This is a genomic window from Flavobacterium sp. LC2016-01 (assembly GCF_009711135.1).
GTDB lineage: Bacteria > Bacteroidota > Bacteroidia > Flavobacteriales > Flavobacteriaceae > Flavobacterium.
In genome coordinates, this window is record NZ_WMIC01000001.1 from 244,901 (window position 1) to 271,158 (window position 26,258).

Below are 26,258 nucleotides of genomic sequence, written 5' to 3' on the forward strand. Positions count from 1 at the left end.
AAGCACAAGAAACCAACCCCTTATAAAAAATCTATGAAGAGAACTTTACTACTATTTTGCTTCTTTGGAAGCTTTTTTTATGCGCGATCGCAATCGTATTTCGGATTCAGGGATGATAATTATGCTGGAATCCAGTCGGCTTTGTTTAATCCGTCTGTCATTGTAGATTCTAAGTACAGAGCCGATGTTACTATTTTCTCAGCCAGTGCAACGGGACAAAATGATTTGTACGGTTTTAATTTTGCTGAGGTTCTGGACGGAAATTACGACATTCATGAAGATGCCAGCAAAACCATTAAAACAAACAATCGAGGAAATGTGAATTTCGATATTTTAGGGCCTTCGTTTATGATGAATATTACACCTGAACATAGTATCGCTCTTTTTACACGATTTAGAAGCGTTACAGGAATGGTTGATGTAAACGGACAGCTGATTGATGAGGTTAGCAAAAACCTTGATGTTTCAAATAGTTTTTTAATTAAAGGAGGCAATCCTAATGGCGTGAGCAATACGTGGGCAGAAATTGGAGCAAGTTATGCCACAATATTTTTAGACGAAGAAGATCATTTTATAAAAGGAGGTCTGACTGTAAAATATTTAATGGCAGGCGTTAACGGTTATATCAGCGGAAATGACTTGAGCGTTGCTTTCAATAAAAATAATGCAAATCCGTCGCTGAGCGAATATTATTCGACGGGAACATTAAAAACGGCTGCGAGTTATGATTATCAAAACGGAAATGATCCTAAATTTAGCGGAGCCTCGGCAGGCGTAGGGCTTGATTTGGGTTTTACATACGAATACCGCACAAATTGCCATACCTGTATTGGAAACCGATATAAGCTTAAAGCTGCTGCATCTATAACAGATATTGGAAAAATCAATTACAAAAACATCACCGAAAACACCTATAATTTGGCCGGAAGAGTAACCCAGGCTGATATTGATAATGCGGAAAGTATTTTCGAATTCTTCGACAAGCATTATACAAAAGTTTCGTCAAGAACTGGCGTAAAAGCGAATTTGCCAACGGCGCTCCACACCAACTTCGACTGGAATATTGACAGTAAATTTTATCTGAATTTAAGCACGGATATTAGCTTAGTGAATGCAAAAACTATAAACGGAACTGCACTTCCAAATTCGGTTACATTTACGCCTCGTTATGAAACCAGACAATTCAGTTTTTATGTTCCGGTAACGTATATGGAATACAGTGGAACACAGGTTGGAACTGGTTTTAGAGCAGGTCCGTTGTTTGTGGGTTCAGGATCGCTGATTTCGAATTTGTTTTCGAATACTTCAAAAGCGTGTAATTTGTATGCTGGTTTGAAATTGCCGCTTTTTAGAAATTACAACTAAGACTCTGAGATGCTAAGACTCTGAGATACTAAGATTTTGAGTTTTTTATAATGAAAAGAGACTGTTTCACTTCTGTGAAACAGTCTCTTTTTGGTTCGAAAGCTTTTTGACTTAGTATCTCAGAGTCTTAGCATCTTAGAAACTCAGAACCTTAGAACCTTAAAATATATATAGTGTATTAACTGCCTAACCGTTTGTTTTAAAGAAACGTATAAACAAGTTAGATACCTAGAAATACTCTTGTGTATTCAAAACATTTATATAGATTAGAGTACATGTAAACTCCATTTTTTATTACGATTTCGCTTAACTTTTCCATGATATAAAATTTACGTTAGACAAACTACTCTTTAGATGGTTCGTATTTTGATGTTTCTTCTTCTGAAGATGCATCTGAAGATTCGTGCTGTGGTTTCGAAACCAGATTGGTTACGACCAGCTGAACGATTGAACCCAAAATTCCCTTGAACATTGAATCGCCTTTTCCGACGATGAATCTCTTTGCCAGATATCCAATTCCGATACTGATAGCAGACTGGGCAATGTGGCTTTTAAAACCAACAGTTTCGTTGATTTCTTCAACCGTATTCCGAATCAGGTTTAGAGGTTTTAAATTCTCTTTAATATCCTCTATTTCGTCTTTGATAGAACACCACTCGGTATCCTGACGATTTTCTAAAATTTTTATTCTCTGATTTAATTGATCAATAGTGTAAATAGGCTCCATTATAGTCTTTTTTAGTTATTAACAGTTAAATCAGTTTTTATTCTCTTCTTTTAGAATACTTGAAATGATAGTATTTCCAATTGGGGTTTTTATCAGACTGTGATGCGTTTTATGAATCACAATGGCCACAATTAAGTAAAAAAATGCCATGATAAAAAAACCGTAGTAATACTCTCCAAGTTCTTTGCCAATCCATAAACTGATCCCGATATTAAGAAACAAGGTAAAAAATGCAACAACCACGCCAACTGCGATCTTTGATGTTAAGGTGGATACCACATCTGCGACTGCACATACTGTTTTGAGTTTTAGTAATTCTAAACTCGTTTTAGTATAGTTTTCCGCTTTTTCATAAAGATTTAAATTCTCGTTTGTTGTTGCATTTGATTCCATGATATAAGGTATTTATGGTTTAAAAATCTCACTTTGTACTATAATACTAGTAGTTTGATTTTACAGTTTTTGCCTCGTCTTTAATTGTATTGTAGTCTTCTTTAACTTGGTTAAATTTAGCTTTTCCCTCATCTACAATTTCTTTTCCGTTTGATTTGATTGTATCTACAATTCCGTCAAATTTTGATTTTAAGTTATCTCCGTAATCTTTCGATTTATCTTTGATTTTTTTGCGAGTTTCTGAACCTTTATCTGGTGCGAATAAAACTCCTAATAATGCTCCTGCAGCTGCAGCGCCAACAATTCCTAAAATGGTGTTACTTGCTTTCATAATATTTGATTTTAATGATTAATATATAATTGTTAATATGATTTGTTTTAAATTTCCCTGCCTTTGATAAGTCTAAGCAATACAGCAATAATGGCAATCACTAATAAGATGTGAATAACGCTTCCGAAGCTGTAAACAAAGAAACCAAGAGCCCACAGAATAACTAATATTACTGCGATTGTGTATAATAAATTTGACATGGTTTTTATTTTTAGAGGGTTAATTAATTCGTTTTACTAATTCAGTTTATACGACAGGTATAAAGACAAGTTGCTGTTTTTAGCATCAGGAACGGTATAAGTTGCTCCTGCAACGGTTCTTTCTTTTCCTATCGTTGTTAATCCGTAATTGTATCGTAAACCAATACTGATCGGACTAAAATCGACTCCTATACCGGCAGCTAAACCAGCATCAAATCTATTTAAATCATCGGCGTTAATTTCTTCGTCAAAGTTGAAGTCACCGTCGCCAGAAACTTTAGAACTTACCAGATACGATGCATATCCACCAGCATGAATATTAAAATTTCTGGTAACATTTACTCTCACTAACAAAGGAACTTCGATGTAATTCAGTTTAAATTTTCCGGTTCCGCTTACAAAGGCATTGTTATATTCTAACTCGGCGCCTTTTGTAGTAAATAAAATTTCAGGCTGAATGGCAATAAAATCTGAAATAGGCAATGTTGCGTAAACACCGGCGTTAAAACCGTATAAAATATTTTCGTCGTCAGCATTATTGTTGTATAAATTTGACATGTTGAATCCTCCTTTTACACCAAACTCGGTAGTAACATTTTCGTCATTTTGAGCTTGAAGCATTCCAAATGAAGCTGAAAAAAATAAGGCTAAGGCGCATAAAAAATTAGTGTGCATTTTCATAGTAAAAAATTTAGTTAATAATAGATTTTAAGGCATTTAAATAAATTCTGTTTTTAATCTTTCGGTTTCTCTCAAAAGCTGGTACTGGTCTGGCAGATACTGAAGCACTAATTTTAAAATCTTCTCATCATTTGTTTCAGATGAAATATTTTCTAATAAATTAATCTGTTCTGATAATGACGCTGAAATCGAATTCAGATATGTTTTATCAAAAGAACTTTCATCAGTAGCAATCAATTCATATAAATCTCTTTTATGAGTTACATTGATATCAGTAATAATAATGAGCTTTTTATTTGCCATTTCTGATATTTTCTGAAGCAATTGATATTGATGATCTTCAATTTTTTTGCTTAATTCCTGTATCGGACTTTGTGAACGTTTTTGTGCAAATTGACTTTTTGAAATAAGGGCATTACTCACATTTGCCACAGCAATAAAAAAGGAAGATTCCACTTGATCTTTATCATTGAACTGTTTGTTGTTTTGGCTAAAAGTTTCCTTTATAAATGGACTTGCTTTTTGATGTTCTTTTTTTCCGCATGCTGAAAAAGAGATTATAATCAATAAGAAAAAGACCTTTAAAATAGTTGCTTTTATGTGGAGCATTGCTTTCATTATTACTTCATAAAGTATTACATTACAAAGTTGCTAACGAATACCTTATTTTGCTTTACAGCATAAAAAAGAATCGTTATATAATTCCCATAATCGGTTTATATCAAGGTGCTAAGGCGTTTTTTGGCAGAAAAAAAAGAGCGTTCACTGCAAATAATCATTTATTTGCAGTGAACGCTCTTTGTAAGAATTGGTATATTTTTTAATCCGGAAGAAAAACGGTAAATAGAGAGCCTTTTCCTGGAAGACTGTCGGCTAAAATATAACCTTTATGATTTTCGACAATTTTTTTGCAGATGGCTAAACCAATTCCAGTTCCCGGATAATCAGTTTTAGAATGCAGACGCTGAAAAAGAACAAAAATGGTTTCTTTAAACTGCGGGTCAAATCCCATTCCGTTGTCTGAAAAAGTAATTTTATGGTATTTTTTTATAGTTTGTTCCAATAAATCAGGATAACTGGTCGAAAGTACTTTTTCGCTTTCAATAACAATTTCCGGAATTCGGTCGGGCTGGCTGTATTTTAAAGAATTTCCGATCAAGTTGATGAAAAGCTGTTCAATTTGGTACGGAATCACTTCTAATTTTGGAAGTTTGGAAGTCGTAACAACGGCTTTTTTCTCCTGAATAATTTCGGCTAAATCAGATTGGGCATTCTCCAGAAGTTCGTTCAAATTTGATTTTAGAAACTCTTTTTTAGTCGTATTGGTTCTTGAAAATAAAAGAAGATCATCAATTAAAACACGCATTCTTTTTGCTGAACTTTCAATTTTAGAAAGATATTCGCGCGCGCTGTCAGACATTACGGCTTTATCGGCATCAGAAACTCTTGAAATAAAAGTTTGTATTTTTCTAAGCGGTTCCTGCAAATCGTGACTCGCAACGTGATTGAAAGAAGCCAGTTCTTTATTGCTTTTTTCCAGTTCTCGATTTCGTTCCTGAAGTTCAATATTTAAAAGATGCTCATCGGTAATATCAAAGTTGATTCCGAGTAAAATTTTGCTTCCCTGCTGATCGGTCAATAATTTTCCGGTCGATTTAAAATGTCTGATTTCTCGATCTTTACGAATAATTTTATAGTAAATAAAAGGAAGATTCTTTTTCTCTATAATTCTTTCCATTGATGCAGCAACGGCATCTTTATCATCTGGATGTACAAAATCAAGAAATGTTTCTTTTTCTGGAACAAAAGAGTTAGGTGCAACTCCTAAAATTCGGAATTGATTGTCTGAATAATCGATTTTATTGGAATCCAAATCCCATTGCCAAGTGCTGAATTTCCCAATAATTTCGGACTCGGCCATCAAACCGCTGGAAATTAAAAGTTTTTTATTGAATACTTTCAAACGCTCGAAATCTCGGCTGATTTGTCTGTAGGCCAACAAAATAAAAGTCAATGCCGTTAAAAATAGTGAAATCGAAAAAATAGGACTCAACGAAATTTCCTGATCGTAAATCTTAAGCCTTTTTTCTAAATATTTTTTTTCGATATCATTCATTTTGTCCACCTGAAACCGAATATTTTCCATTAAAATTCGGCCACCAAACATATAATTGTCAAGTTTTCTTTTGTCGTATGTTTTAGGATCGCTGTATTTCAGACAATTTTCAAAAGAGACAAATCGCTGAATAATGAGCTTGAATAGATTTTCGAGATTTTGCTGCTGCAGCGGATTATCGGCAGTCAGTTTTTTTAAGGTAATGAACGAGGCATTTACTTTGTCGCGCGAATAAAGATAGGGCGCTAAAAAACGGCCGTTGCGTGTTATAATGTACCCGCGTTGGCCTGTTTCAGCATCTTTAATCGCCGACATTAATCGTTCTAATTGAATGTTTATTTCATAAGTATGCATCACAAGCTTGCTTGATTCATTCAAGTCCTGATTGTGTTTGTAAGCAATGGATGAAAGAAATAACAGAATGAAAACTGCGACTACAAAAATAACTCTCAATGAGTTTGAAGAATTAAAATTTGGTATCCATTTCATGTGACAGGCTTATACTATTTTAGTCGCAGCAGGAAATTATCACGGTTTAACCCGGAGGTATGATAGTGCCAGTTTACGGTCACGACTTCATTAATTATTTTTTTAAGCGTATTAAAATCGCTTGGCTTTTTGATGTAAATATTGGCACCCTGAATAAACGTGTCTTCAATATCTTCTTCAGATGATGAAGTAGAGTAGATGGCAATAATGATATTTTTTAGGCGTTCGGTTTTTTTGATTTCAATCAAACATTCTTTACCTGTTTTCTTTGGCATGTTCAAATCCAGAAACAAAATATCCGGAAGTTTGTTGTCAAGATTATTTAAATGATCCATTAACTGCATTCCGTCGTGAACAAAATCTACATTGGTCTGAATTTTTATTTCTTCAAATGCATCCTTAAAAAAAAGACGATCATCTTCATCATCATCAGCCAGTAAAATATATAATGCGTTTTTTTGCATTTTAGTGTGGTATTTAGGTTTTTATTTTAAATTTTCTCTTCGTTTCTTAATTATTCTCTGAAAAGCCGAAGGTGTAATTCCGGTTGTATTCTTAAACTGTGTGCTCAAATGGGCAACACTCGAATAATTTAGTAAAAAAGCAATTTCGGTCAGGCTCATTTCATTTATGATAATGAGTTGTTTTGCTCTTTCAATTTTTTGTAAAATGATAAAATTTTCGATAGAAGAATACGTTACTTCCGAAAAAACATTAGATAAATAGCCGTAACTGTGATTGAGTTTCTCGGCTAAGAAAACAGAGCTTTTGTAATTGTTGCTGTCTTCCATGAAAACCAGTTCAATAATGGCATCTTTTATTTTTTGTACTAAAACACTTTTTTGATTCTCTACGATTTCAAAACCGCACGGACTCAAATTATTTTTTAAAGTTTCGAGAGCATCAGCATCAAGGTTGTCAGCAATCTCGATCTCACCAAATCCCAGACTAGTAAAATTTATATTTTGCTGGTCGAGATTGTGTTTTAGATAAAGAGAACAAATGGTATTAATGTCGAACTTTATAAATACTTTCATTTTATAAAAATTTGGTTAAAGATACTTAATTTATTTTTGGTTATGGTCTTTAAGATTCATTAGAAATGCTGAAAACAGCTGAAAAACAAATAAAATTTTCAAAAAAATACCGTCTAGTACAAGTATTAGACGGTATTCCCTGATTTGAGTTCAAAGGTTTTACAAATCGGATAAGATTTGATGAAATTCTTCTTTAGTTTTTCCCAGTTTCTGCTGAAGTTTTCCATACATTTCGTCCTCTTTTCCTTCAGCATACATCAAATCGTCATCTGTTAGATCTGCGTATTTTTGTTTCAATTTTCCTTTAAGCTCATTCCAGTTTCCTTTTATTTCAGTAGTATTCATGATAGTCAGATTTTCGTAATTATTGTTTTGTAAAGTTCTAATTTAAGTCTTAAAAACGCGTTACATTTATTTCGCTTAACGTTGCATAATTCACATTTTTAAACTTGATAACGGCGCAGGACCCAAGCCATTTTTTCATGTTCCTGCAAAAGTCCCGTAATAAAATCAGCAGAACCGGCATCGTTTGTTTCATTTTCAAAAACCGGAATATAATCTCTAAATTCGGTTACTAATTGTTCGTGATTTTCTAAAAGTTCTTCTAGCATATGTTTTTGCGAAGCATATTCTTTTGGAGATTCTTTTAAAGTCGAATTTTCAATAAACTCTTTCATTGTTCCAATGGTTTTCTCACCAAGCTGACTGATTCTTTCTGCAACCTCATCGATCTGAGCTTCTAAAATTCGGTATTGTTCCTCAAACAATTTATGAAGTTCCATAAAACTGTTTCCTGAAATGTTCCAATGAAATTTTCTTGTTTTTACATACAATGTCATTTCGTTTGATAAAATCGTGGCTAATATGCTAGTGCTTTTCTTTAAATTTTTCGTCGATATTCCGATGTTTGGACTCATAACTGTCTGATTTTTGGGTTCTTTTTCAAAATTAAAGAAGACGGCTTCTTTTTTTCTTACACAATTTTGAGAAGTTGTTATAGGAATTCAATGTGAATTAGATAATTAGATAATGTGGCAATTAGAAAATGAAGCTTGAAAAATCTCCAATGTCACCCTGAGCGAAGTCGAAGGGCACTCCAATTGGAACGTGGGCTTCGACTCCGCTCAGCCTGACAATGCGAGTATAACATGAAACGTGAAACAAGAAAAACCTGAAACATTTAGAGTGTCACCCTGAGCGAAGTCGAAGGGCGTTCCAATTGGAATGTAGGCTTCGACTTCGCTCCGCCTGACAACAATTCACAATTCACAATTTACAATTCACAATTATAATTTGTAATTTTGCCCCACTATTAAAACACACTATGACAACACAACAGCTACACGAACAAATTCTTCAAAAAAAATCATTTTTATGCGTTGGCTTAGATCCTGATTTAAGCAAGCTTCCATCACATTTATTAGAAACCGAAGATCCAATTTTCGAATTTAATAAAGCGATAATCGATGCCACTCACGATTTAGCAGTTGGATACAAACCAAACACGGCTTTTTTTGAAGCATACGGAATAAAAGGCTGGATGTCATTGCAGAAAACGATTAATTATATCAATGAAAATTACCCTGAAGTTTTTACCATTGCCGATGCAAAACGCGGTGATATCGGGAACACTTCAAGTATGTATGCAAAAGCTTTTTTTGAAGATTTAAATTTTGACAGCGTAACCGTTGCACCTTATATGGGAAAAGATTCGGTAGAGCCTTTTCTCGCTTTCGAAAACAAACATACCATCATGTTGGCCTTAACTTCAAATGAAGGCGCTTTCGATTTTCAGACTTTAAATACAAACGGAACCGAATTGTACAAACAAGTTTTGGAAACTTCTAAAACATGGAAAAACAGTGAAAACTTAATGTATGTTGTGGGTGCGACAAAAGCCGAATATTTTGCGGCTATCAGAAAAATTGTTCCCGACAGCTTTTTATTAGTTCCCGGAATTGGCGCTCAAGGCGGAAGTTTATCAGAAGTTTGCAAATACGGAATGAATGATAAAATCGGATTATTAGTAAATTCTGCAAGAGCGATTATTTACGCTTCAAAAGGAACTGACTTTGCTGAAAAGGCTAGGGAAGAGGCTTTGAAAGTGCAAAAAGAAATGGAAGAAATTATTAATTCTAAGTTTTAAATAACTTTATAAATACATTTAACCGCAAAGTTCGCAAAGATTTTTCGCAAGGTTCGCAAGGAAAAAAACTTTGCGTTCTTAGCGTAAATCTTTGCGAACTTTGCGGTTAAAATGACAATCTAAATCAATGAAGCAATTTCAAGATCAATTAGGAACTTTACATTCTTTTGAAAATTCTCCAAAGAGAATCATTTCTCTCGTGCCTTCTCAAACAGAATTGCTTTATGATTTAGGTTTAGAAGAAAAAATAATCGGAATTACAAAGTTCTGTGTACATCCATATTATTTAAAATCTACCAAAAAGATTGTCGGTGGCACCAAGAAGATTCATTTCGAAAAAATAAAGCTTTTACAGCCTGATATTATCATCTGTAATAAAGAAGAAAACACAGAAGAAATCGTAAAACAATTACAGGAAATTTGTCCGGTTTGGGTAACGAATATTGTTTCTATAGAAGATAATTTTCAGATGATTTTAGATTTCGGTCAAATCTTCAATTGTAGAACCGAAGCTCAAAAGTGGAATGACAAATTGGCTTTTGCCTTGAGCGATTTCAAAAAATATATTCAGGATATTGAAGTAAAAAAAGCAGCTTATTTTATTTGGAAAAATCCATACATGGTTGCCGGAAAAAATACTTATATAAATGAATTATTAAAACTGAATCATTTTACAAATATCTATGAAGACAAAGGGCGTTATCCTGAAGTCGAACTTAAAAAAATGCGTTTAGAAGGCGATCCAGATATTGTTTTTCTTTCTTCAGAACCGTATCCTTTTAAAGAAGAAGATGCTTTCGAAATAGGAAGGTTCACACACCACGCCAAAACCATTTTCGTAGACGGCGAAATGTTCTCCTGGCACGGAAGCCGATTATTAAAGGCTTTCGCTTATTTTAAATTACTTCACGAAAGATTGAAAAACTAAATTCCAATCCCGAAGCTTCGGGATAAATTCCAAATTCCAAGCTTAAAATAAATTGGAATTTGGAATTTTTTTATTGGCATTTACAGCAAAAAAAAATGCCGGCATCTTCAAGACGCCGGCATTATTTAACTAACCAAAACCAAAATAATAAATAACCAGTTTATTACAGTACAAAGATCCGACATATATCAATCTTATGCTGTTAAGTTCTTGTTATTACTTTGTTGGAAATAAGTTAATGTCTAAATTTAAATTACAATATTTTTCAAATTCCAAATTCCAAAATGCAAACTTGCTTAAATTGGAATTTGGAATTTTTTTATTGGGATTTAATAAAAAAAAGAATGCCGGCATCTCGAAGACGCCGGCATCATTTAACTAACCAAAACCAAAATAATAAATAACCAGTTTATTACATTACAAATGTCCGACATATATCAATCTTTTGCTGTTAAGGTTTTGTTATTACTTTGTTGACCATAAGTTAAGATTTTTTAAAACCCATTTCTGAGCTTTTTGCAGCGTTAAATAACTTTTGGTTATTAAAATATAATAACAATCAATTTTGTTTATTAATATGCTAAAGATAAGTTTGTATATTTGATAAAACATTAAATATCAGCAATATGGAATCAAACAAAAAATTAACAACTGCAACAGGAACTCCCGTTCCAGACAATCAAAACATTCAAACTGCTGGCCCTCGCGGACCTGTTTTATTACAAGATTTTTGGTTTTTAGAAAAGATGGCACATTTTGACCGTGAAGTGATTCCGGAACGAAGAATGCACGCCAAAGGATCTGGAGCTTACGGAACTTTTACTGTTACTCACGATATTACAAAATACACGAGAGCAGATTTATTTTCAGAAATTGGAAAGAAAACCGAAATGTTTGCTCGTTTTTCTACCGTTGCAGGAGAAAGAGGTGCTGCAGATGCAGAAAGAGATATTCGAGGCTTTGCTTTGAAATTTTACACCAATGAAGGAAATTGGGATTTGGTTGGAAATAATACTCCGGTATTCTTTTTTAGAGATCCAATGAAATTTCCTGATCTGAACCATGCTGTAAAACGTGATCCAAAAACCAATTTGAGAAGTGCTGATAACAATTGGGATTTTTGGACATTATTACCAGAGGCTTTGCATCAGGTTACTATTGTAATGAGCGATAGAGGAATTCCGAGATCGTACAGACAAATGCACGGATTTGGAAGTCATACTTTTAGTTTTATAAATCATCAAAATGAAAGACATTATGTGAAATTTCATTTTGTAACACAACAAGGAATTGATAATCTTTCTGATGAAGAAGCGGCTAAATTAGTTGGAGGCGACCGAGAAAGCCATCAGCGTGATTTATTTGATGCTATTGAAGAAGGAAATTTTCCGAAATGGAAATTATTCATTCAAATCATGACCGAAGAACAAGCTGAGACATATCGTTTTCATCCTTTTGATTTAACGAAAGTTTGGTTAAAAGGTGATTTTCCTTTGATTCCGGTTGGAGAATTCGAATTGAATAAAAATCCTGAAAATTATTTTGCCGAAGTAGAACAAGCTGCTTTTAATCCGGCGCACGTGGTGCCTGGAATTAGTTTTTCACCAGATAAAATGCTTCAGGCGCGTTTATTCTCTTATGGAGATGCACACAGATATCGTTTAGGAGTTAACAATTTCCAGATTCCAGTGAACTCTGCGAGATGTCCTTATAACACTTTCCACAGAGACGGAGCAATGCGCGTAGATGGAAATAACGGATCTAAAAAACATTATGAACCAAACAGTTTTGGTGAAATGCAAGAACAGCCAGAATTTAAAGAACCGCCATTAAAACTTCATGGCGACGCATGGGCACATAACTTCAGAGATGATGATAATGATTATTTCACGCAGCCAGGTTTGTTATTCAACTTATTAACTCCAGAGAAAAAACAATTGCTGTTTAAAAATACTGCAGCACAAGTTGGAGGAGCACAGAAGTTTATTCAAATTCGTCACATCAGAAATTGCTTTAAAGCAGATCCAGCTTATGGAGAAGGAGTGGCAAATGCTTTAGGCTTGACAATGGCTGAAGTTAATGCTTTTGATGATCCTAGATTGTCGATTGTGGTTCGATAAAAAGGTTCTGAGATACTAAGATGCTAAGCTACTAAGGTTTTAATCTTAAACCAGAATTTAAAATTAAACCCGAGAGATTTTTAAAATCTCTCGGGTTTATTTATTGTCTTTATTTAAACTGGACTGAAGTCCAGCTCGACAATATGGTTCGTTCCTTCGGAACTGTGAAAGAACCTTTGGCTCGGATCATATTGTAGGGCCGGATTTTAATCCGGTTTGATTGATATGTTAAAAATATAAAACGATAAACCCGACAGGTTTTAAAAACCTGTCGGGTTTATTAATTTTTGGAAAAGAGAAAAAACCTTAGAATCTTAGCATCTCAGAACCTTAGCATCTTTAAGAAAAAACCACCGTCTTATTGCTATAAACCATTGTTTTGCGTTCAGCATGTAATTTAATTGCTCTTGCTAAAACAATTCTTTCTAAGTCTCTTCCTTTCATAATAAAATCTTCGACCGAATGAATATGAGAAACTCTGGCAATATCCTGCTCGATAATTGGTCCTTCGTCTAGTTCTTCGGTAACATAATGGCTTGTTGCACCAATAATTTTTACACCACGCTTAAAAGCCGAATGATACGGTTTTGCTCCCGGAAAAGCAGGCAAAAATGAATGGTGAATATTGATGATTCTATTTTCGTAAAGCGAAATCAGATTTGGTGTAACAATCTGCATGTAGCGCGCCAAAACAATAAAATTGATTTCGTATCGCTTTAATAATTCAATTTGTTTGGCTTCACCTTCTTCTTTATTTTCCTTTGTAAAAGGAACACAATGAAACGGAATATTAAATCGTTCGGCAACTGATCTTAAATCGTTGTGATTGCTTATAATGACTGGAATCTCAACATTTAATTCGCCAGCACTGTAACGTCCTAAAATATCAAAAAGGCAATGGTCATATTTAGAGACAAACAAAGCCATTTTTGGTTTTTGTTCCTGATTGTACAAATCCCAAGACATATTAAAGTCGGCAGCGATGGATTGGTTAAAATCGGCTTTAAAGCTTTCAATTGTCGTTTTGTGATTGGTAAATTCACATTCCAATCGCATAAAAAACACATTTTGCTCTACATCAACATGTTGATCAATATAGGTGATGTTTCCTTCTACTTTAGCAATAAAAGTAGTTACTGCAGCGATAATTCCTTTTTGGTCTTTACAGTGAATAAGAATGGTAATTTTTTGCATCTTAGTTTTTTGGTTTTTGGTTAGTGACAAAGACGCAAAGGTTCAAAGTAACAAAGGGCTCTTTGTACCTTTGTTACTTTGTTACTTTGCACCTTCGAAAAAAAACTATTTTCCGTCCTGCATAGCAAAAACACTTTTTAATAAAGGTGTTGTTCTTGCACTAATATTATTTCGGATTTCTTTTTCTTCTACAGCAATCATTTTGTAAACACCTGCTAAGGCCTGATTCGTTGTATAATCTGTCAAATCAGGATTTACTTTTTTTACAAGCGGAATAGTGTTGTACTTGTTGATAATATTAGCCCAAACTACATCGGCACCAACTTTTGCGAATGAATTTTTAATCACCGGATTAAATTTTCCGTACAAAGCTGTTGTTGTAGTTCCCTGTAAATACGTTGTTGCAGCACTGTCATTTCCTAACAAAATGTTTTTAGCATCTGTAAACGACATATTTTTCACGGCCGTAACAAATATTGGAGTTGCTTCTTTAACAGCATCTTCCGCAGCACGATTCAACATTTTGATTCCTTCATCGGCAAGCGAACTTAAACCAACTTTTCGCAGAGTAGCATCTACTTTTTGCAATTCTTCGGGCATTAAAATCTTTACAGCTTCATTTTTGTAGAAACCATCAACAGCGGTTAACTTGCTAACTTGTTGTGTAATTCCTTTATTTAGAGCTTCTTTTAATCCAGCTGAAATATCAACACCGCCAACCGGAATTTGCGATGCTATTTGTGGGAGCTGATTTAAAGTCTGCTGCATTTCTGCGCATGAAACAAGTGAAAATGTAACGGCTAATAATAAAATCTTTTTCATTTGGGGGTTTTATTTAAGTTTCAAAAATACTACTTATTCAAAAACAACGCCACAATTTTATTTCAGGAGCAGAAAGATTTTGTTTCATAACTAACACACTTTCCTTATTATTTGCTTTTAAGGAAAATCAAAGACTTTACCCTAAGCACAAATTAGGTATAATATTTTTTTTATTTGAAAATATGTTTATCTCCTTTTATGCCATTCGTGCAATAAATCTTCAAAGAAAGATTTGATTTCTTGTTTATCACCATCAACGCTGACTTTAAAATTGCTTCCATCATTTTTGGTAATAAGAGCATAGGGGCAGTAGGTTAATCCGGCATTATATACAGTGTCAATTTTCGATATCGAAGAATAAAACGCAAAATCAATTTTATTTTTTTCTGAATTCCGTTTGTCTATCCAGTAGGTTGCGACTCTTTTATCAGTGAAAAAGTTGCCTGCAAATTCTTTTTTAAATTCGCTGTAAAACTTGAGAATGACTTCATTTTTGTCTAAAATCTTTAGATTTTGGATATACTTAATATCTTCTTGATTTAAGCTTTTATTGTTTTCAATCTTATTACAAGAAATAAAGAAGATCAAAAACATAGTGAAAATATACTTTTGCATATGTATTATTCTTTCTTAAGCAAATCAATTTTCTCACCTGTTTTTTCAATATAAACAGACATTTCGCTGTACTTCCAGGTTCCTCTTTTTTCGCCAACAACAAAGAGCGTTGCTTTGCCTTTTGGCCCTTTTAGCGGTACTTGTACATCACATTTTCTAATGTCATTTGTTGAACTGACAGTTCCAGAAACCATTCCGTCAGTTTCAATAGGTGATCCAAGCTTTTCGATCAGTATTTTATTATGTTCAACTCTTGTCATCGATTCTATATAAGCATCAGAATCTTTGATTATTGAAGTAACTTCAAAGAATACTCCAAATAAAAATAAAGCAAATAATACGATAAGACTTAAACAGCCAGTAGGAACAAACCATTTCCAGTTTCGATTCCACCAGTTTCTTTTATCTTCTATAAGTTCGTTTGAATCTTCCATATTTTAAGGTTTGCTAATTTATATATGACATTCGTAATTGGAACTTAAAAATACACATTTTTTGATCAGATTGGGGTTATGAAAATAAAAAAAGCGAAAATAAAATGTTTATTTCCGCTTTGATTTTTAGATTGTTACGATTTAAACGTATTCTAAACAGTATAAATTAGGATTGTAAACCGGATTGATTGTTTTTGCATCAGCCAAAATAGTTTGTGTATAATCTTTGCTTCCAATTGCTAAATAAAATAAAGATTTGGATACTTGAAATGGTCTTAAAGGAAATGATTTCCATCCGAGCATTAAATTTTTTATAAAATGCTTTAATGCATACTTGAATACTTTTTCATTTGGGCGAATAAAATAGATTGTTGAACTTTTATCTTTAGTCATCGTATTTGGAAATGTTACAAATCTTCCGCCTTGCTGAATTAATAAATTGATTTCAAAAAGCGTTAATCCATCTATATTTTCTGTTTTCATGATAAATTGATTTTGCATTACTATTTAGTGGTATATTATTTTGCAAAGTTCAAATTTTGAAAAAGCTTTTTCAGGATGTAAGAGTTTTAAAATTAATAGATTAAGGTGTTTTTTTGGTTTAAAAAAGGAATGAAAAAAAAGAGAGAACTTATCAGCTGATAAATTCTCTCTTGAAAATTTTAGTTTATTATATTGTTAATTTAAAACTACACTTTGAGAAACCTGTTCATTATCTCTTTGATAAACATCGGGAAAGAAACCGATTTCGCCATTTTCATTCACTAATGAAGTAAAATAGGTAATGTAGATCGGCACTTTTTTAGTTAATTTAAAGCTGTTTTCTGTTTTTCCAGCCATAGCTTGATCAATTTTAGCTTGTGTCCATTCTGGATAATCTTTAAGCATTGCAACAGCTAATTCTTTGGCCATTTTCACATTTACACAACCATGGCTGAAAGTTCTTTTTTCAAAATCAAATAAAGTTTTAGCCGGTGTATCGTGCATATAAATATCATCAGGATTTGGAAACACAAATTTTACTAATCCTAAAGAGTTTTCTGGTCCCGGTTTTTGTCTAACTTGACCGTTTATCATTTCCATATTATGATCAGCAAGATAATTTGGATCTGCAGCGATTTTAGATTTCAATTCATTTTGTACAATACTTTGTGGTACTGTCCAATAAGGGCTGAAAACTATTCTGTCAATTTCGCCATTAAAAATGGTAGTTTTGGTTAAAGGCGAACCAACAAATACATTAGATTTTAAAACAACTTTTCCGTTTTTAACATAAACCAATTCATAAGAAGGAACGTTTACAAAAACATATTCATCATTACCAGCCATTTGAGCAGAAATTGTACGGCATCTTTCTATATTTAACATCAACGTTTTTACTTTATCAGAAAGCGGCACATTCATTTCTTTAATATGTTCTTCTGCAAGAATATAGTTGGGTTTAAATCCGTTTCTCACTTTGTATTTCATAACACCATCCATCAATTCACGGTCATAAACATCGCTTTTAGAATCCTGTTTTAAATCGCCTAATAAGTATAAACGAGTTCTAACTTGCGCAATTGTAGCCGAAACAGCATCAGGACGTAAATCTTTGTATGGAGTTTCTGCAACAATAGGTTTCCATTTATTTGATCTTTCTATTTTTTGGTATTGTTTCAAAGCGCCTTGCAATTTATAATATTGATCAAAAGCTACTTTATTATCTTCTGATGCAGCAGCTGTTTCTTCAATTGTGCTGTAATTCATAAAGTTTTTCAGCATAGTATCATAAGACACGTTTTTATCCGCATTGCTTTTTTTCGCATATATAATATATAAGGAACTTAAAAGCATATCAGCATCTGTTTTTGAAAGATTTGTTGTTGCTGAAGAATCAAAAAGCTGATCAATTTCTTTTTGATACGGAATTTCCAAATTATTTGTTTTTGCTTTTTGGTATAAAGCAGCAGCAAATTCATTTATTTGATCTTCATCATACCAGATACTTCCAAGAGTTCTGTTTTTGTACAATGACATAATATCAGATTTGTATTTTTTCAAATCGGAATATCTTTTAAAGAAGTCGTTTGAAATTTCATTTTCGTCATCATTATTTAGATTAATATTGATGACAGCAGCGTTTGGAGTTTTTGTATTTAAGAAATTGCTGTTTTCAATTCTATTAAAGGAAGTTACAAAAAAACCTAAGCTTAAAATTACGGTGAAAGAATATATAGTTTTCATTTTTTTTAAATTTTTACGTTTTACTTTTTATTTGCTAAGTTTTGGTAAAAATTTGGGGCTTTTCTACACTGCTAAATTACTATGAGAGAGAGCGAAACACGTTTTTAGATTTTGTTTAAATGTTGCGAAATTGCCATGTCTTTAAGCTTTCTTTAACTTATATCAATTCGTCTTCAAAATTGTTACCCCATATCCTCAAAAAAACATTTTTCATTTTTTTGTTAACATAAAGCTATTCTTTTAATCAAATATTAAAATAATTTGTACATTGGTCGCTCAAAATTATCATATTCATAAAATGGAACCACAAATACCATATATTCCTAAAAATAAAGTAAGAATTGTCACAGCCGCTTCGCTATTTGACGGACATGATGCTGCAATCAATATCATGCGCAGAATTATACAGTCAACGGGAGTTGAGGTAATACATTTAGGTCATGACCGAAGTGTAGAAGAAGTAGTAAATACCGCAATCCAGGAAGATGCAAATGCAATCGCTATGACATCTTACCAAGGCGGACACAACGAATACTTTAAATATATGTATGATTTGCTTCATGAAAAAGGAGCAGGACATATCAAGATTTTTGGAGGCGGAGGCGGTGTAATTCTGCCAAGCGAAATCTCAGAATTGCATGAATATGGTATCACCCGAATTTATTCGCCAGATGATGGACGATCTTTAGGACTTCAGGGAATGATTAATGATTTGGTACAGCGTGCTGATTTTCCTATTGGAGATAAATTAAACGGAGAAATTGATCACATCGAAAATAAAGTTCCAACCGCAATTGCGCGTTTGATTTCTGCTGCAGAAAATTTCCCAGAAATCGCAAAACCTGTTTTTGATCAAATTCATGAAAGCAATGCAAGTTCTAAAATTCCAGTTTTGGGAATTACAGGAACGGGCGGTGCCGGAAAATCTTCTTTGGTAGACGAATTGGTTCGCCGATTTTTAATTGATTTTCCAGAAAAAACAATCGGATTAATTTCTGTCGATCCTTCGAAGAGAAAAACTGGAGGAGCACTTTTAGGAGACAGAATCCGAATGAATGCTATTAATAATCCTCGTGTGTATATGCGTTCGCTGGCAACACGTCAGTCGAATTTGGCTTTATCTAAATATGTAGCCGAAGCGATTCAGGTTTTAAAAGCAGCAAAATACGATTTGATTATTCTAGAAACTTCAGGAATTGGACAGTCTGATACGGAGATTATGGACCATTCTGATGTATCCTTATATGTAATGACTCCAGAATTTGGAGCGGCAACACAATTGGAAAAAATCGACATGCTTGATTTTGCTGATTTAGTCGCTTTAAACAAATTTGATAAACGTGGAGCACTAGATGCTTTGCGCGATGTAAAAAAACAATATCAAAGAAACCATAATCTTTGGGATAAAAATCCTGATGAAATGCCAGTTTTCGGAACAATTGCTTCGCAGTTTAACGATCCTGGAATGAATACGCTTTACAAAGCAATTATGGATAAAGTGGTTGAAAAAACGGCTTCAGATTTGAAATCGACTTTTACGATCACGAAAGAAATGAGCGAGAAAATCTTCGTGATTCCGCCTCACAGAACACGCTATTTATCTGAAATTGCAGAGAATAACAGAAGTTATGATGAAACAGCAATTTCGCAACAAAAAGTAGCACAGAAATTATACGGAATTTTCAAAACGATTGAATCGGTTTCTGGAAAAATTCCTCAAATCAATAAAGCTGGAATCGATGATGCATCTGTTTTGCCAAGCGGAATTCAAGAACACGATGAAAACAGAATCTTTTTAAATCTTTTACTGAATCAGTTTGATAAAGTAAAAATGGACTTAGATCCGTACAATTGGGAAATTATCTTGAATTGGGATGAAAAAGTAGCAAAATATAAAAATCCGGTTTATTCCTTTAAAGTTCGTGATAAAGAAATCAAGATTGCCACGCACTCTGAAAGTTTATCACATTTACAGATTCCGAAAATTGCTTTGCCTAAATATGAAGCTTGGGGTGATATTCTGCGTTGGAATTTACAGGAAAATGTTCCTGGAGAATTTCCTTTTGCTTCAGGATTATATCCGTTTAAGCGTGAAGGCGAAGATCCGTCAAGAATGTTTGCGGGCGAGGGCGGACCAGAAAGAACCAACAAACGTTTTCATTATGTAAGCGCGGGAATGCCAGCAAAACGTCTTTCTACTGCTTTTGACAGTGTAACTTTATACGGTAACGATCCAGATTTGCGTCCGGATATTTATGGAAAAATTGGAAATGCGGGAGTTTCAATCTGCTGTTTAGATGATGCTAAAAAACTATACTCAGGTTTTGATTTGGTTCATGCGTTAACTTCGGTAAGTATGACAATCAACGGACCTGCGCCAATGTTGTTAGGTTTCTTTATGAATGCGGCAATCGATCAGCAATGTGAGATTTACATCAAAGCAAATGATTTAGAAAAAGAAGTTGAAGCAAAAATCAACAAATTGTACGCAGCAAAAGGAATCGAAAGACCAAAATACCAAGGCGATTTGCCAGAAGGAAACAACGGTTTAGGATTAATGCTTTTAGGCGTTACCGGAGATGAGGTTTTGCCTTTAGAGGTTTATAATGAAATTAAAGTAAAAACATTATCGCAAGTTCGTGGAACTGTTCAGGCCGATATTTTGAAAGAAGATCAGGCGCAGAATACTTGTATTTTCTCGACCGAATTTGCTCTGCGTTTAATGGGCGACGTTCAGGAATATTTCATTACTAAAAACGTTCGTAATTTCTATTCGGTTTCGATTTCAGGATACCATATTGCAGAGGCAGGAGCAAACCCAATTACGCAATTGGCCTTTACGCTTTCAAATGGTTTCACTTACGTGGAATATTATTTGAGCCGAGGAATGAACATCAACGATTTCGGACCAAATTTATCGTTCTTCTTCTCCAACGGAGTAGATCCAGAATATTCAGTTATAGGTCGTGTGGCACGTAAAATTTGGGCAAAAGCCATGAAAAACAAATACGGAGCCAACGAAAGAGCACAAATGCTGAAATATCATATTCAGACTTCTGGACGTTCGTTACACGCGCAGGAAATTGATTTTAATGATATTAGAACAACTTTACAGGCTTTATATGCCATTTATGATAACTGTAATTCCTTACACACTAATGCTTACGACGAAGCCATTACAACGCCTACAGAAGAATCGGTACGTCGTGCAATGGCCATTCAGCTGATTATAAATAAAGAATTAGGTTTGGCGAAAAACGAAAACCCAATTCAAGGTTCCTTCATCATCGAAGAATTAACTGATTTAGTTGAAGCTGCAGTTTTACAGGAATTTGATAGAATTACAGAAAGAGGAGGAGTTCTTGGCGCAATGGAAACGATGTACCAAAGATCTAAAATTCAGGAAGAAAGTTTGTACTACGAAACTTTAAAACACAATGGCGATTTCCCAATTGTGGGCGTAAATACATTCTTGAGTTCAAAAGGTTCTCCAACGGTAATTCCGGCTGAGGTTATTCGTGCAACGGAAGAAGAAAAACAATATCAAATTACGATGTTGGATAACCTGCATAAATTCCACGAAGAAAAAGTAAACGAACATTTAAATACGTTACAGCAAGCGGCTATTAAAAATGAAAACTTATTCGACCATTTAATGGAAGCTGCAAAGGTTTGTTCTTTAGGTCAGATTACTTCGGCATTGTTTGAAGTGGGAGGGCAGTATAGAAGGAATATGTAAGTTTTTTGTTTTTTAAATGATATGGAAAAACCTCTCAGATATTGAGAGGTTTTTTGTTTATAAGACTTGATTTTTAGAAATTTTGAGACTTTACGGTTTGACGTAATTTTTATGAAATATGTTTATATATATTAGCGTATAATATTTATTTGAAAATTTGCAAACTATAAACGATCTTAAAATTTAATCTTAAATGAGAAAAAACATTTTTATTATAGGATTATTACTTCTCACAAGCTTTTGTTTTAGCCAGACAAAGGAAAAACTGGCTGTAAAATCACAAAACAAACCTGAAACAAAAACATACGATTCAAAGCTTTTTGGATGTTGGAAAGGTTCAGAAACTGGACAACAGCAAGATGGTGTAAGTAAATATTGGGTTTCATGCCGTTTTAAAAATGGAACAAGTACTTTGTTATTTGTTGTAATATACCCGAATGGAAAAGTAGACCAAACAACTGAAAATGGAAAGTGGTGGGTTGAAAATGGAAAGTATTACGAATTGCATAACTACGATGGAGTTATAGATGTCTACGATTACAAGATTACGGATGAAGGAGTTGATTTTCAATCTGTAGAATTAATGGGAAAAATTGATAACACTTATAAGTTCACTGATTATAAAATTGCAGATTAAGTAGAATACGTCGCTGGCGCAAGCGTCTCGCTCGTGAACTCAAAGTAATGCACGAGGGAGACGCTCGCGCCAGCAAAATATTTATACTAATAAATTTTTAGCTTCTGCTATATTTGGTTCTCTTGCTAATTTCAATACGCTAGCCATTATTTCTAACCAATGACCTTCACTAGAAGTGTTATGAAATGAAGCTCCATAAAATGAAGCAGTTGATGGATAAGAAACAATGTTTTTCTCTTTTGCAATTTTAGAAAATATTATTGCTAATTTATCTTTGTCAATAATTGCTGTTTCAAACCTTTCCGGCAAAATACTACAAGTACAAAATAATGTTAAGCATAAATTTGATAACTCTGTATAAGTTACATTATTTGGTAAAGATTGATTTAGATAATAAAAAAGTTCGTTTGTGTTATAATCCATGGCTTTTGTGTTTAATTTGCTTTTTAAACTGTCTCAACACCAGCAATTAAGCGATTGTTACTTTGTAATTTACATTTTGATCAACAACCTCTTGAAAAAAAGCATTCAATTTACTAAAAGTACCTATAAAATATTTAACAGTGTAGCCATCTTGTTCTATATCATCAATACTAAAATATTCAAAAAAACTGCCTTGATTCATTAAAAAAGCATCAAAGCTATTTCCTATATTCCATGTAGTGGTTAAATCTAAGTTTAATGGTAATGGTTGTAAAGAGGGTAGAACTTGCTTGTCAATAAATGTTATTACTTGAGGCAAATCGCTCAATGGTAAATAAACAATTTGTATCAAATTCAGTTAATCCTTCTAAAGCAATATCAGTTTCTAATTTATAATAATATTCACTGACCATGGCTTTATATAATTCTAATGCTAAATCTTTATTTACTGAATAGGCATAGTATAATATTGCTCCATAATTATCAAAATTAGTATAAAAGCCTGGTGCATTTGAATCGTCATAATCAACTTCTAGTTCTATTCTTCTAGCCATTTTATGTCTTATTTATTAGTCAGATAATGATGTAAAAATAGAAACATTTTAAAAATTATTATTGATTTCTCACGAACAATTCTATGCTAGAGCAATTCGTGAATGCAAAGTAATGCACGAGCGATAAGTTCAGGAAAGCAGCACAATAAAATTCCATAAAGTTTGTCATTTTCCGTGTTAGAACAAATGTCATATAATTGTTATAGAATTTTTTTAATTTTTAATGATAAATAAAAACCTTTCAGAAACGAAAGGTTTTTTTAATTTTAATGTTATGAAAAACACAATCTATTATATTCTGTTTCTTTTTGTTACGGTTTTTGGATATTCTCAGGATAAGCAATTATTACAAACAGGAGTTGTTATCGATTCAGTAAAAATTGCAACTGCTCCAACAGAATCGTATGCTATATATTTTCCTAAAAAATACGATGCAAAAACGCCACTACCATTGGTTTTTATTTTTGATCCAGCGGCTAGAGGCAAAAAAGGAATTGAACCCTTTATTTTGGCAGCAGAAACGTATCATTATATTTTGGTATGTTCCAATACCTTGAAAAATGGATTAGTCCAAAATAATATTACCATTGCCAATCGATTATTTGATGCTGTATTGCAAACATATGCTATTGATGCTTCACAACTTTATATATCAGGTTTTTCGGGAGGTGCAAGATTAGCTAGTCTTTTTGGGATATCTACAGGTGCTTTTCAGGGTGTTATTGCTTGTGGCGCTTCTTTTAATGGCATGGATAAGTTTATAACTCCGTCAAATAATTTCTCCTACGTTGGTATAGTTGGGGATCGGGATATGAATTATCAGGAAATGATCGAAAATAGAGAATGGCTCGATAAAACAAAGATTGTAAATACACTTTTTGTTACTCATGCGGGGCATGCTTGGCCTAAACCATCTGAAATGCTTCGCGCATTTGACTGGTTGGAAATTCAGGCGTATAGAAAAAATATAAGACCGAAGAACGATTCGATTATTAAAAGAATTTACGATACCAATTTGCGAATAGCCGATAGTTTAAAAGCGAATAAAGAAATACTACTTTCTATAAATGCCTACGAAAAGGGTATTACTTTTTTTAATACTAATGAAGACAATATTCTAAGAGCCAAGATTGCCGAAATCAAAAAATCCAAAGAGTATAAAGATGAAATGGCCAAAATGAAAGAAATAAAGGCTTTGGAAAACAAAATAATGGACAAACTATCACTTCGCTTTGACCAGGAATTAAAATGGGCTAAAAGTACTTCTAATTTAAAGTTTTGGAAATCTGAAATTGAGGATTTGAATGTTATGAAGTTTGATGACAAAAATCGTTTAGAGCAAAATATGGCTATTAGGATATTAAATTGGTTTCAGGTTATGGTTTATGAAACGGGTCAGGAATATAAAAGAAACCAGCAAAATGACAAGTTTACTTATTGTCAAGAATTGTATAAAATTATTACTGGAACAAATTAAATAGAAAAACCTCTCAGCAATGAGAGGTTTTTCTATATTTTATAAAATTTTAAAGAATTTAAACTTTTTTCTTGATTGTTCCTTTAGATTTTCGTTTCAGCTTTTCAATAATTGCATCTGCTTTTTCATTTTGGCAAATGAATCTTAGAGATTCTGCGTAGCGGTAATAATAAACAGGTTCTAAGTCAGAGGTCATGGCAAATAGTTGATCATACCAATCGGCTGCTTTTTCTAGTTTATCATGTTGATAAGAGGAATCTCCTAATTTCTGAAATAAGTCTACAGATTTGTAGCCTTTTGCTGCAATTTTCTCGTACGTTTTTATCACGTCAACATAAGCGTATTTGTCGCTTATTTTATCAGTTACATAAACTTTTTCACTTTGAGCAGCTGCACGAAATGAAAAAACAATCAATAATACTAAAACAATAAGTTTCTGTTGCATAAGTATTAGTTTAAAAGATTGGTTTTGATAGTCATTTTTTCTCTGATAATTTTATTGTAAACTGCTAGTTTAGATTGCAAATGTATATAAATCAGTGATATAACGTGTAATTGAACGGTGTTTTTTTTCATTTTATCGATTAAAATATACTGTCAAAACTGTTATTTTTCAATTTTAGTATGTTTTCGAGTGAAAAAACCTTTCTAAAGACTATTTTTCATGAATTCGAAATATATAATCTAACTTTATAGTTGTAAAGCAATCAGTGTCATGACAATACAGCAATATTTAATTAAAATCGATCTTTTGCAGAAAACCGAAAACAGAAATGCCTTTTTTGATAATCTTGATCTGGAAAATTTTGTTTTGAAAATGTCCTCAAATATTGCTGAAAACGGTTTTGCACTTGATTCTTTTTTTCAGAAATCAGTTTCTAAATCAATTGCAATAAATTCAGAAATTATAAAGCAATTTTCAAATCATTCAGGTTTATTTTTTTTGGAAGAAGAAATAGGAAACGTCTGTTATGCAGAAAGCATTGAATTACGATCAGAATACAGGCAAAGTTTTAGATTAATAGACGTATTAGATTATGTATATGCTTTTGCGCATTGCTCTCTTTATAAAGAAACTCAAAAAATAATATTTCCACCAGATGCAGATTCTTTTTGGAATTTGGTAAAAATTGGCAACAACATCCGGAAAACAGAAGAATAAAAAAAGCAGCTCCTGGAACGAGCTGCTTTTATTTTTTGTTGGGACAAAAAGGGTTAGCGGCGGAAAGACGGACTTTGGTTCACTGTTTCGTCTAACTTAACAGCTTTCACTTTTTTAGCTGCAACTTTAATTTCGTGTTTCGCAATTTTACCGTTCTCTGTTACTTCTAAAACATAAGTTCCGGCTGGATGACCTTCTAAGCTTATTGTTTTTGAAATTTCTAATTTATCTGCTGCAGATGCTCCAGTATAAACTAAATTGTGGTTTTCATCATAAATAGAAAAAGAGGTGTTTTCAACTGCGTCTAAAGTAAAACTTACTACTTTTCCGTTTCCTGTAACTATATTCAAAATATAGTCTCCTTTTCCATTAAATGCGTAGGTAAAAATCGAGGTAAATAAGAGGGCGGCAATTAAGCCCATTTTGGTAAATTTTGTCATGT

At 33.2% G+C, this 26,258-nt stretch carries 30 protein-coding genes; 8 read left to right on the forward strand and 22 right to left on the reverse strand.

The features are described from left to right. The first annotated feature begins 33 nt into the window (after positions 1–33). Entirely contained in the window at positions 34–1,365 is a 1,332-nt protein-coding gene (locus tag GKZ88_RS01100; protein ID WP_155100560.1) for a DUF5723 family protein, read from the forward strand. Positions 1,366–1,708: 343 nt separating this feature from the next. Here GKZ88_RS01100 and GKZ88_RS01105 read toward each other — a convergent pair whose 3' ends face one another. From GKZ88_RS01105 to GKZ88_RS01155, 11 genes are all read right to left on the reverse strand, one after another. Next, positions 1,709–2,092 carry a hypothetical protein gene (locus GKZ88_RS01105; protein ID WP_155100561.1) on the reverse strand — a complete coding sequence of 128 codons (384 nt, stop codon included), beginning with the start codon at positions 2,090–2,092 and terminating at the stop codon, positions 1,709–1,711. 30 nt (positions 2,093–2,122) lie between these two features. Next, on the reverse strand, positions 2,123–2,485 hold the full coding sequence (locus GKZ88_RS01110; RefSeq protein ID WP_155100562.1) for a hypothetical protein: 363 nt from the start codon (positions 2,483–2,485) through the stop codon (positions 2,123–2,125). 46 nt (positions 2,486–2,531) lie between these two features. After that, positions 2,532–2,816, reverse strand: coding sequence for a YtxH domain-containing protein (locus GKZ88_RS01115; protein WP_155100563.1), 285 nt, complete (start codon positions 2,814–2,816; stop codon positions 2,532–2,534). A 47-nt stretch (positions 2,817–2,863) separates the two neighbouring features. Further along, positions 2,864–3,016 (reverse strand): lmo0937 family membrane protein, encoded by a 153-nt coding sequence (locus tag GKZ88_RS01120; RefSeq protein ID WP_155100564.1) that lies wholly within the window; start codon positions 3,014–3,016, stop codon positions 2,864–2,866. Between the two features lie 36 nt (positions 3,017–3,052). Further along, positions 3,053–3,697, reverse strand: coding sequence for a porin family protein (locus GKZ88_RS01125; protein WP_155100565.1), 645 nt, complete (start codon positions 3,695–3,697; stop codon positions 3,053–3,055). A 36-nt stretch (positions 3,698–3,733) separates the two neighbouring features. Beyond that, entirely contained in the window at positions 3,734–4,306 is a 573-nt protein-coding gene (locus tag GKZ88_RS01130) for a DUF4142 domain-containing protein (RefSeq protein WP_230392445.1), read from the reverse strand. A gap of 211 nt (positions 4,307–4,517) precedes the next feature. Continuing rightward, entirely contained in the window at positions 4,518–6,302 is a 1,785-nt protein-coding gene (locus tag GKZ88_RS01135) for a CHASE3 domain-containing protein (protein ID WP_155100567.1), read from the reverse strand. 14 nt (positions 6,303–6,316) lie between these two features. Then, positions 6,317–6,766 (reverse strand): response regulator, encoded by a 450-nt coding sequence (locus GKZ88_RS01140; protein WP_133525071.1) that lies wholly within the window; start codon positions 6,764–6,766, stop codon positions 6,317–6,319. A gap of 21 nt (positions 6,767–6,787) precedes the next feature. Beyond that, on the reverse strand, positions 6,788–7,339 hold the full coding sequence (locus tag GKZ88_RS01145; protein ID WP_155100568.1) for an AraC family transcriptional regulator: 552 nt from the start codon (positions 7,337–7,339) through the stop codon (positions 6,788–6,790). A gap of 159 nt (positions 7,340–7,498) precedes the next feature. After that, positions 7,499–7,684, reverse strand: coding sequence for a CsbD family protein (locus GKZ88_RS01150; RefSeq protein WP_133525069.1), 186 nt, complete (start codon positions 7,682–7,684; stop codon positions 7,499–7,501). Positions 7,685–7,782: 98 nt separating this feature from the next. Further along, positions 7,783–8,256: a DNA starvation/stationary phase protection protein gene (locus GKZ88_RS01155; RefSeq protein WP_155100569.1), complete on the reverse strand. Its 474-nt coding sequence runs from the start codon at positions 8,254–8,256 to the stop codon at positions 7,783–7,785. A gap of 407 nt (positions 8,257–8,663) precedes the next feature. Here GKZ88_RS01155 and pyrF point away from each other — a divergent pair, with 407 nt between their 5' ends. The 3 genes from pyrF to GKZ88_RS01170 all read left to right on the forward strand — a co-directional run bounded on the left by pyrF (position 8,664) and on the right by GKZ88_RS01170 (position 12,533). Then, the gene (gene pyrF / locus GKZ88_RS01160; protein WP_155100570.1) at positions 8,664–9,485 is read left to right on the forward strand and encodes an orotidine-5'-phosphate decarboxylase; all 822 of its coding nucleotides are present in this window, start codon (positions 8,664–8,666) and stop codon (positions 9,483–9,485) included. A 127-nt stretch (positions 9,486–9,612) separates the two neighbouring features. After that, the gene (locus GKZ88_RS01165; protein ID WP_155100571.1) at positions 9,613–10,413 is read left to right on the forward strand and encodes a helical backbone metal receptor; all 801 of its coding nucleotides are present in this window, start codon (positions 9,613–9,615) and stop codon (positions 10,411–10,413) included. A gap of 626 nt (positions 10,414–11,039) precedes the next feature. After that, on the forward strand, positions 11,040–12,533 hold the full coding sequence (locus GKZ88_RS01170; RefSeq protein WP_155100572.1) for a catalase: 1,494 nt from the start codon (positions 11,040–11,042) through the stop codon (positions 12,531–12,533). A gap of 339 nt (positions 12,534–12,872) precedes the next feature. On the opposite strand, the gene purU is transcribed toward GKZ88_RS01170, so the two are convergent. The 6 genes from purU to GKZ88_RS01200 all read right to left on the reverse strand — a co-directional run bounded on the left by purU (position 12,873) and on the right by GKZ88_RS01200 (position 17,824). After that, positions 12,873–13,727: a formyltetrahydrofolate deformylase gene (purU, locus tag GKZ88_RS01175; protein WP_155100573.1), complete on the reverse strand. Its 855-nt coding sequence runs from the start codon at positions 13,725–13,727 to the stop codon at positions 12,873–12,875. A gap of 105 nt (positions 13,728–13,832) precedes the next feature. Then, positions 13,833–14,549, reverse strand: coding sequence for a DUF4197 domain-containing protein (locus GKZ88_RS01180; RefSeq protein WP_155100574.1), 717 nt, complete (start codon positions 14,547–14,549; stop codon positions 13,833–13,835). Between the two features lie 186 nt (positions 14,550–14,735). Next, positions 14,736–15,164, reverse strand: coding sequence for a hypothetical protein (locus GKZ88_RS01185; protein ID WP_155100575.1), 429 nt, complete (start codon positions 15,162–15,164; stop codon positions 14,736–14,738). Between the two features lie 5 nt (positions 15,165–15,169). Next, the gene (locus GKZ88_RS01190) at positions 15,170–15,598 is read right to left on the reverse strand and encodes a cytochrome c oxidase assembly factor Coa1 family protein (RefSeq protein WP_155100576.1); all 429 of its coding nucleotides are present in this window, start codon (positions 15,596–15,598) and stop codon (positions 15,170–15,172) included. Between the two features lie 141 nt (positions 15,599–15,739). Further along, positions 15,740–16,081, reverse strand: a complete 342-nt coding sequence (locus GKZ88_RS01195; RefSeq protein WP_155100577.1) for a hypothetical protein — start codon at positions 16,079–16,081, stop codon at positions 15,740–15,742. 195 nt (positions 16,082–16,276) lie between these two features. Then, entirely contained in the window at positions 16,277–17,824 is a 1,548-nt protein-coding gene (locus GKZ88_RS01200; RefSeq protein ID WP_155100578.1) for a L,D-transpeptidase family protein, read from the reverse strand. Positions 17,825–18,122: 298 nt separating this feature from the next. On the opposite strand from GKZ88_RS01200, the gene GKZ88_RS01205 reads away from it, so the two are divergent. Then, entirely contained in the window at positions 18,123–21,563 is a 3,441-nt protein-coding gene (locus tag GKZ88_RS01205; RefSeq protein ID WP_155100579.1) for a methylmalonyl-CoA mutase family protein, read from the forward strand. Between the two features lie 193 nt (positions 21,564–21,756). After that, a complete protein-coding gene (locus GKZ88_RS01210) occupies positions 21,757–22,200 on the forward strand; it encodes a hypothetical protein (RefSeq protein ID WP_155100580.1) in 444 nt (147 codons plus the stop codon). Positions 22,201–22,281: 81 nt separating this feature from the next. Here the strand turns inward: GKZ88_RS01210 and GKZ88_RS01215 are convergent, their stop codons facing one another. The 3 genes from GKZ88_RS01215 to GKZ88_RS01225 are packed head-to-tail and all read right to left on the reverse strand — an operon-like array spanning position 22,282 to position 23,177. Further along, positions 22,282–22,623, reverse strand: a complete 342-nt coding sequence (locus tag GKZ88_RS01215) for a hypothetical protein (protein ID WP_155100581.1) — start codon at positions 22,621–22,623, stop codon at positions 22,282–22,284. A 46-nt stretch (positions 22,624–22,669) separates the two neighbouring features. After that, entirely contained in the window at positions 22,670–22,942 is a 273-nt protein-coding gene (locus tag GKZ88_RS01220; RefSeq protein WP_155100582.1) for a hypothetical protein, read from the reverse strand. After that, entirely contained in the window at positions 22,917–23,177 is a 261-nt protein-coding gene (locus tag GKZ88_RS01225; protein ID WP_155100583.1) for a hypothetical protein, read from the reverse strand. Before GKZ88_RS01225 ends, GKZ88_RS01220 begins: the two co-directional genes overlap by 26 nt. Positions 23,178–23,451: 274 nt before the next feature. Between GKZ88_RS01225 and GKZ88_RS01230 the strand changes: the two genes are divergently transcribed. Next, positions 23,452–24,654 (forward strand): hypothetical protein, encoded by a 1,203-nt coding sequence (locus GKZ88_RS01230; protein ID WP_155100584.1) that lies wholly within the window; start codon positions 23,452–23,454, stop codon positions 24,652–24,654. Positions 24,655–24,712: 58 nt separating this feature from the next. On the opposite strand, the gene GKZ88_RS01235 is transcribed toward GKZ88_RS01230, so the two are convergent. Then, complete coding sequence (locus tag GKZ88_RS01235; protein ID WP_155100585.1) at positions 24,713–25,099, reverse strand: flagellar motor protein MotB; 387 nt, start codon at positions 25,097–25,099, stop codon at positions 24,713–24,715. A gap of 270 nt (positions 25,100–25,369) precedes the next feature. Between GKZ88_RS01235 and GKZ88_RS01240 the strand changes: the two genes are divergently transcribed. Beyond that, positions 25,370–25,816, forward strand: a complete 447-nt coding sequence (locus GKZ88_RS01240) for a type ISP restriction/modification enzyme (RefSeq protein WP_155100586.1) — start codon at positions 25,370–25,372, stop codon at positions 25,814–25,816. Positions 25,817–25,869: 53 nt separating this feature from the next. On the opposite strand, the gene GKZ88_RS01245 is transcribed toward GKZ88_RS01240, so the two are convergent. Further along, entirely contained in the window at positions 25,870–26,256 is a 387-nt protein-coding gene (locus GKZ88_RS01245; RefSeq protein WP_155100587.1) for a secretion protein, read from the reverse strand. Positions 26,257–26,258: the final 2 nt, after the last annotated feature.

Excerpts from the sequence above, each read along its gene's own strand:
- GKZ88_RS01110 (WP_155100562.1), bottom strand. The coding sequence starts at position 2,485 with ATGGAATCAAATGCAACAACAAACGAGAATTTAAATCTTTATGAAAAA.
- GKZ88_RS01235 (WP_155100585.1), bottom strand. The coding sequence starts at position 25,099 with ATGCAACAGAAACTTATTGTTTTAGTATTATTGATTGTTTTTTCATTT.
- pyrF (WP_155100570.1), top strand. The coding sequence starts at position 8,664 with ATGACAACACAACAGCTACACGAACAAATTCTTCAAAAAAAATCATTT.
- GKZ88_RS01200 (WP_155100578.1), bottom strand. The coding sequence starts at position 17,824 with ATGAAAACTATATATTCTTTCACCGTAATTTTAAGCTTAGGTTTTTTT.
- GKZ88_RS01105 (WP_155100561.1), bottom strand. The coding sequence starts at position 2,092 with ATGGAGCCTATTTACACTATTGATCAATTAAATCAGAGAATAAAAATT.
- GKZ88_RS01100 (WP_155100560.1), top strand. The coding sequence starts at position 34 with ATGAAGAGAACTTTACTACTATTTTGCTTCTTTGGAAGCTTTTTTTAT.
- GKZ88_RS01180 (WP_155100574.1), bottom strand. The coding sequence starts at position 14,549 with ATGAAAAAGATTTTATTATTAGCCGTTACATTTTCACTTGTTTCATGC.
- GKZ88_RS01140 (WP_133525071.1), bottom strand. The coding sequence starts at position 6,766 with ATGCAAAAAAACGCATTATATATTTTACTGGCTGATGATGATGAAGAT.
- GKZ88_RS01170 (WP_155100572.1), top strand. The coding sequence starts at position 11,040 with ATGGAATCAAACAAAAAATTAACAACTGCAACAGGAACTCCCGTTCCA.
- GKZ88_RS01165 (WP_155100571.1), top strand. The coding sequence starts at position 9,613 with ATGAAGCAATTTCAAGATCAATTAGGAACTTTACATTCTTTTGAAAAT.
- GKZ88_RS01130 (WP_230392445.1), bottom strand. The coding sequence starts at position 4,306 with ATGCTCCACATAAAAGCAACTATTTTAAAGGTCTTTTTCTTATTGATT.
- GKZ88_RS01245 (WP_155100587.1), bottom strand. The coding sequence starts at position 26,256 with ATGACAAAATTTACCAAAATGGGCTTAATTGCCGCCCTCTTATTTACC.
- GKZ88_RS01215 (WP_155100581.1), bottom strand. The coding sequence starts at position 22,623 with ATGGATTATAACACAAACGAACTTTTTTATTATCTAAATCAATCTTTA.
- GKZ88_RS01195 (WP_155100577.1), bottom strand. The coding sequence starts at position 16,081 with ATGAAAACAGAAAATATAGATGGATTAACGCTTTTTGAAATCAATTTA.
- GKZ88_RS01135 (WP_155100567.1), bottom strand. The coding sequence starts at position 6,302 with ATGAAATGGATACCAAATTTTAATTCTTCAAACTCATTGAGAGTTATT.
- GKZ88_RS01120 (WP_155100564.1), bottom strand. The coding sequence starts at position 3,016 with ATGTCAAATTTATTATACACAATCGCAGTAATATTAGTTATTCTGTGG.
- GKZ88_RS01210 (WP_155100580.1), top strand. The coding sequence starts at position 21,757 with ATGAGAAAAAACATTTTTATTATAGGATTATTACTTCTCACAAGCTTT.
- GKZ88_RS01125 (WP_155100565.1), bottom strand. The coding sequence starts at position 3,697 with ATGAAAATGCACACTAATTTTTTATGCGCCTTAGCCTTATTTTTTTCA.
- GKZ88_RS01225 (WP_155100583.1), bottom strand. The coding sequence starts at position 23,177 with ATGGCTAGAAGAATAGAACTAGAAGTTGATTATGACGATTCAAATGCA.
- GKZ88_RS01155 (WP_155100569.1), bottom strand. The coding sequence starts at position 8,256 with ATGAGTCCAAACATCGGAATATCGACGAAAAATTTAAAGAAAAGCACT.
- GKZ88_RS01230 (WP_155100584.1), top strand. The coding sequence starts at position 23,452 with ATGAAAAACACAATCTATTATATTCTGTTTCTTTTTGTTACGGTTTTT.
- GKZ88_RS01115 (WP_155100563.1), bottom strand. The coding sequence starts at position 2,816 with ATGAAAGCAAGTAACACCATTTTAGGAATTGTTGGCGCTGCAGCTGCA.
- purU (WP_155100573.1), bottom strand. The coding sequence starts at position 13,727 with ATGCAAAAAATTACCATTCTTATTCACTGTAAAGACCAAAAAGGAATT.
- GKZ88_RS01240 (WP_155100586.1), top strand. The coding sequence starts at position 25,370 with ATGACAATACAGCAATATTTAATTAAAATCGATCTTTTGCAGAAAACC.
- GKZ88_RS01150 (WP_133525069.1), bottom strand. The coding sequence starts at position 7,684 with ATGAATACTACTGAAATAAAAGGAAACTGGAATGAGCTTAAAGGAAAA.
- GKZ88_RS01190 (WP_155100576.1), bottom strand. The coding sequence starts at position 15,598 with ATGGAAGATTCAAACGAACTTATAGAAGATAAAAGAAACTGGTGGAAT.
- GKZ88_RS01185 (WP_155100575.1), bottom strand. The coding sequence starts at position 15,164 with ATGCAAAAGTATATTTTCACTATGTTTTTGATCTTCTTTATTTCTTGT.
- GKZ88_RS01205 (WP_155100579.1), top strand. The coding sequence starts at position 18,123 with ATGGAACCACAAATACCATATATTCCTAAAAATAAAGTAAGAATTGTC.
- GKZ88_RS01145 (WP_155100568.1), bottom strand. The coding sequence starts at position 7,339 with ATGAAAGTATTTATAAAGTTCGACATTAATACCATTTGTTCTCTTTAT.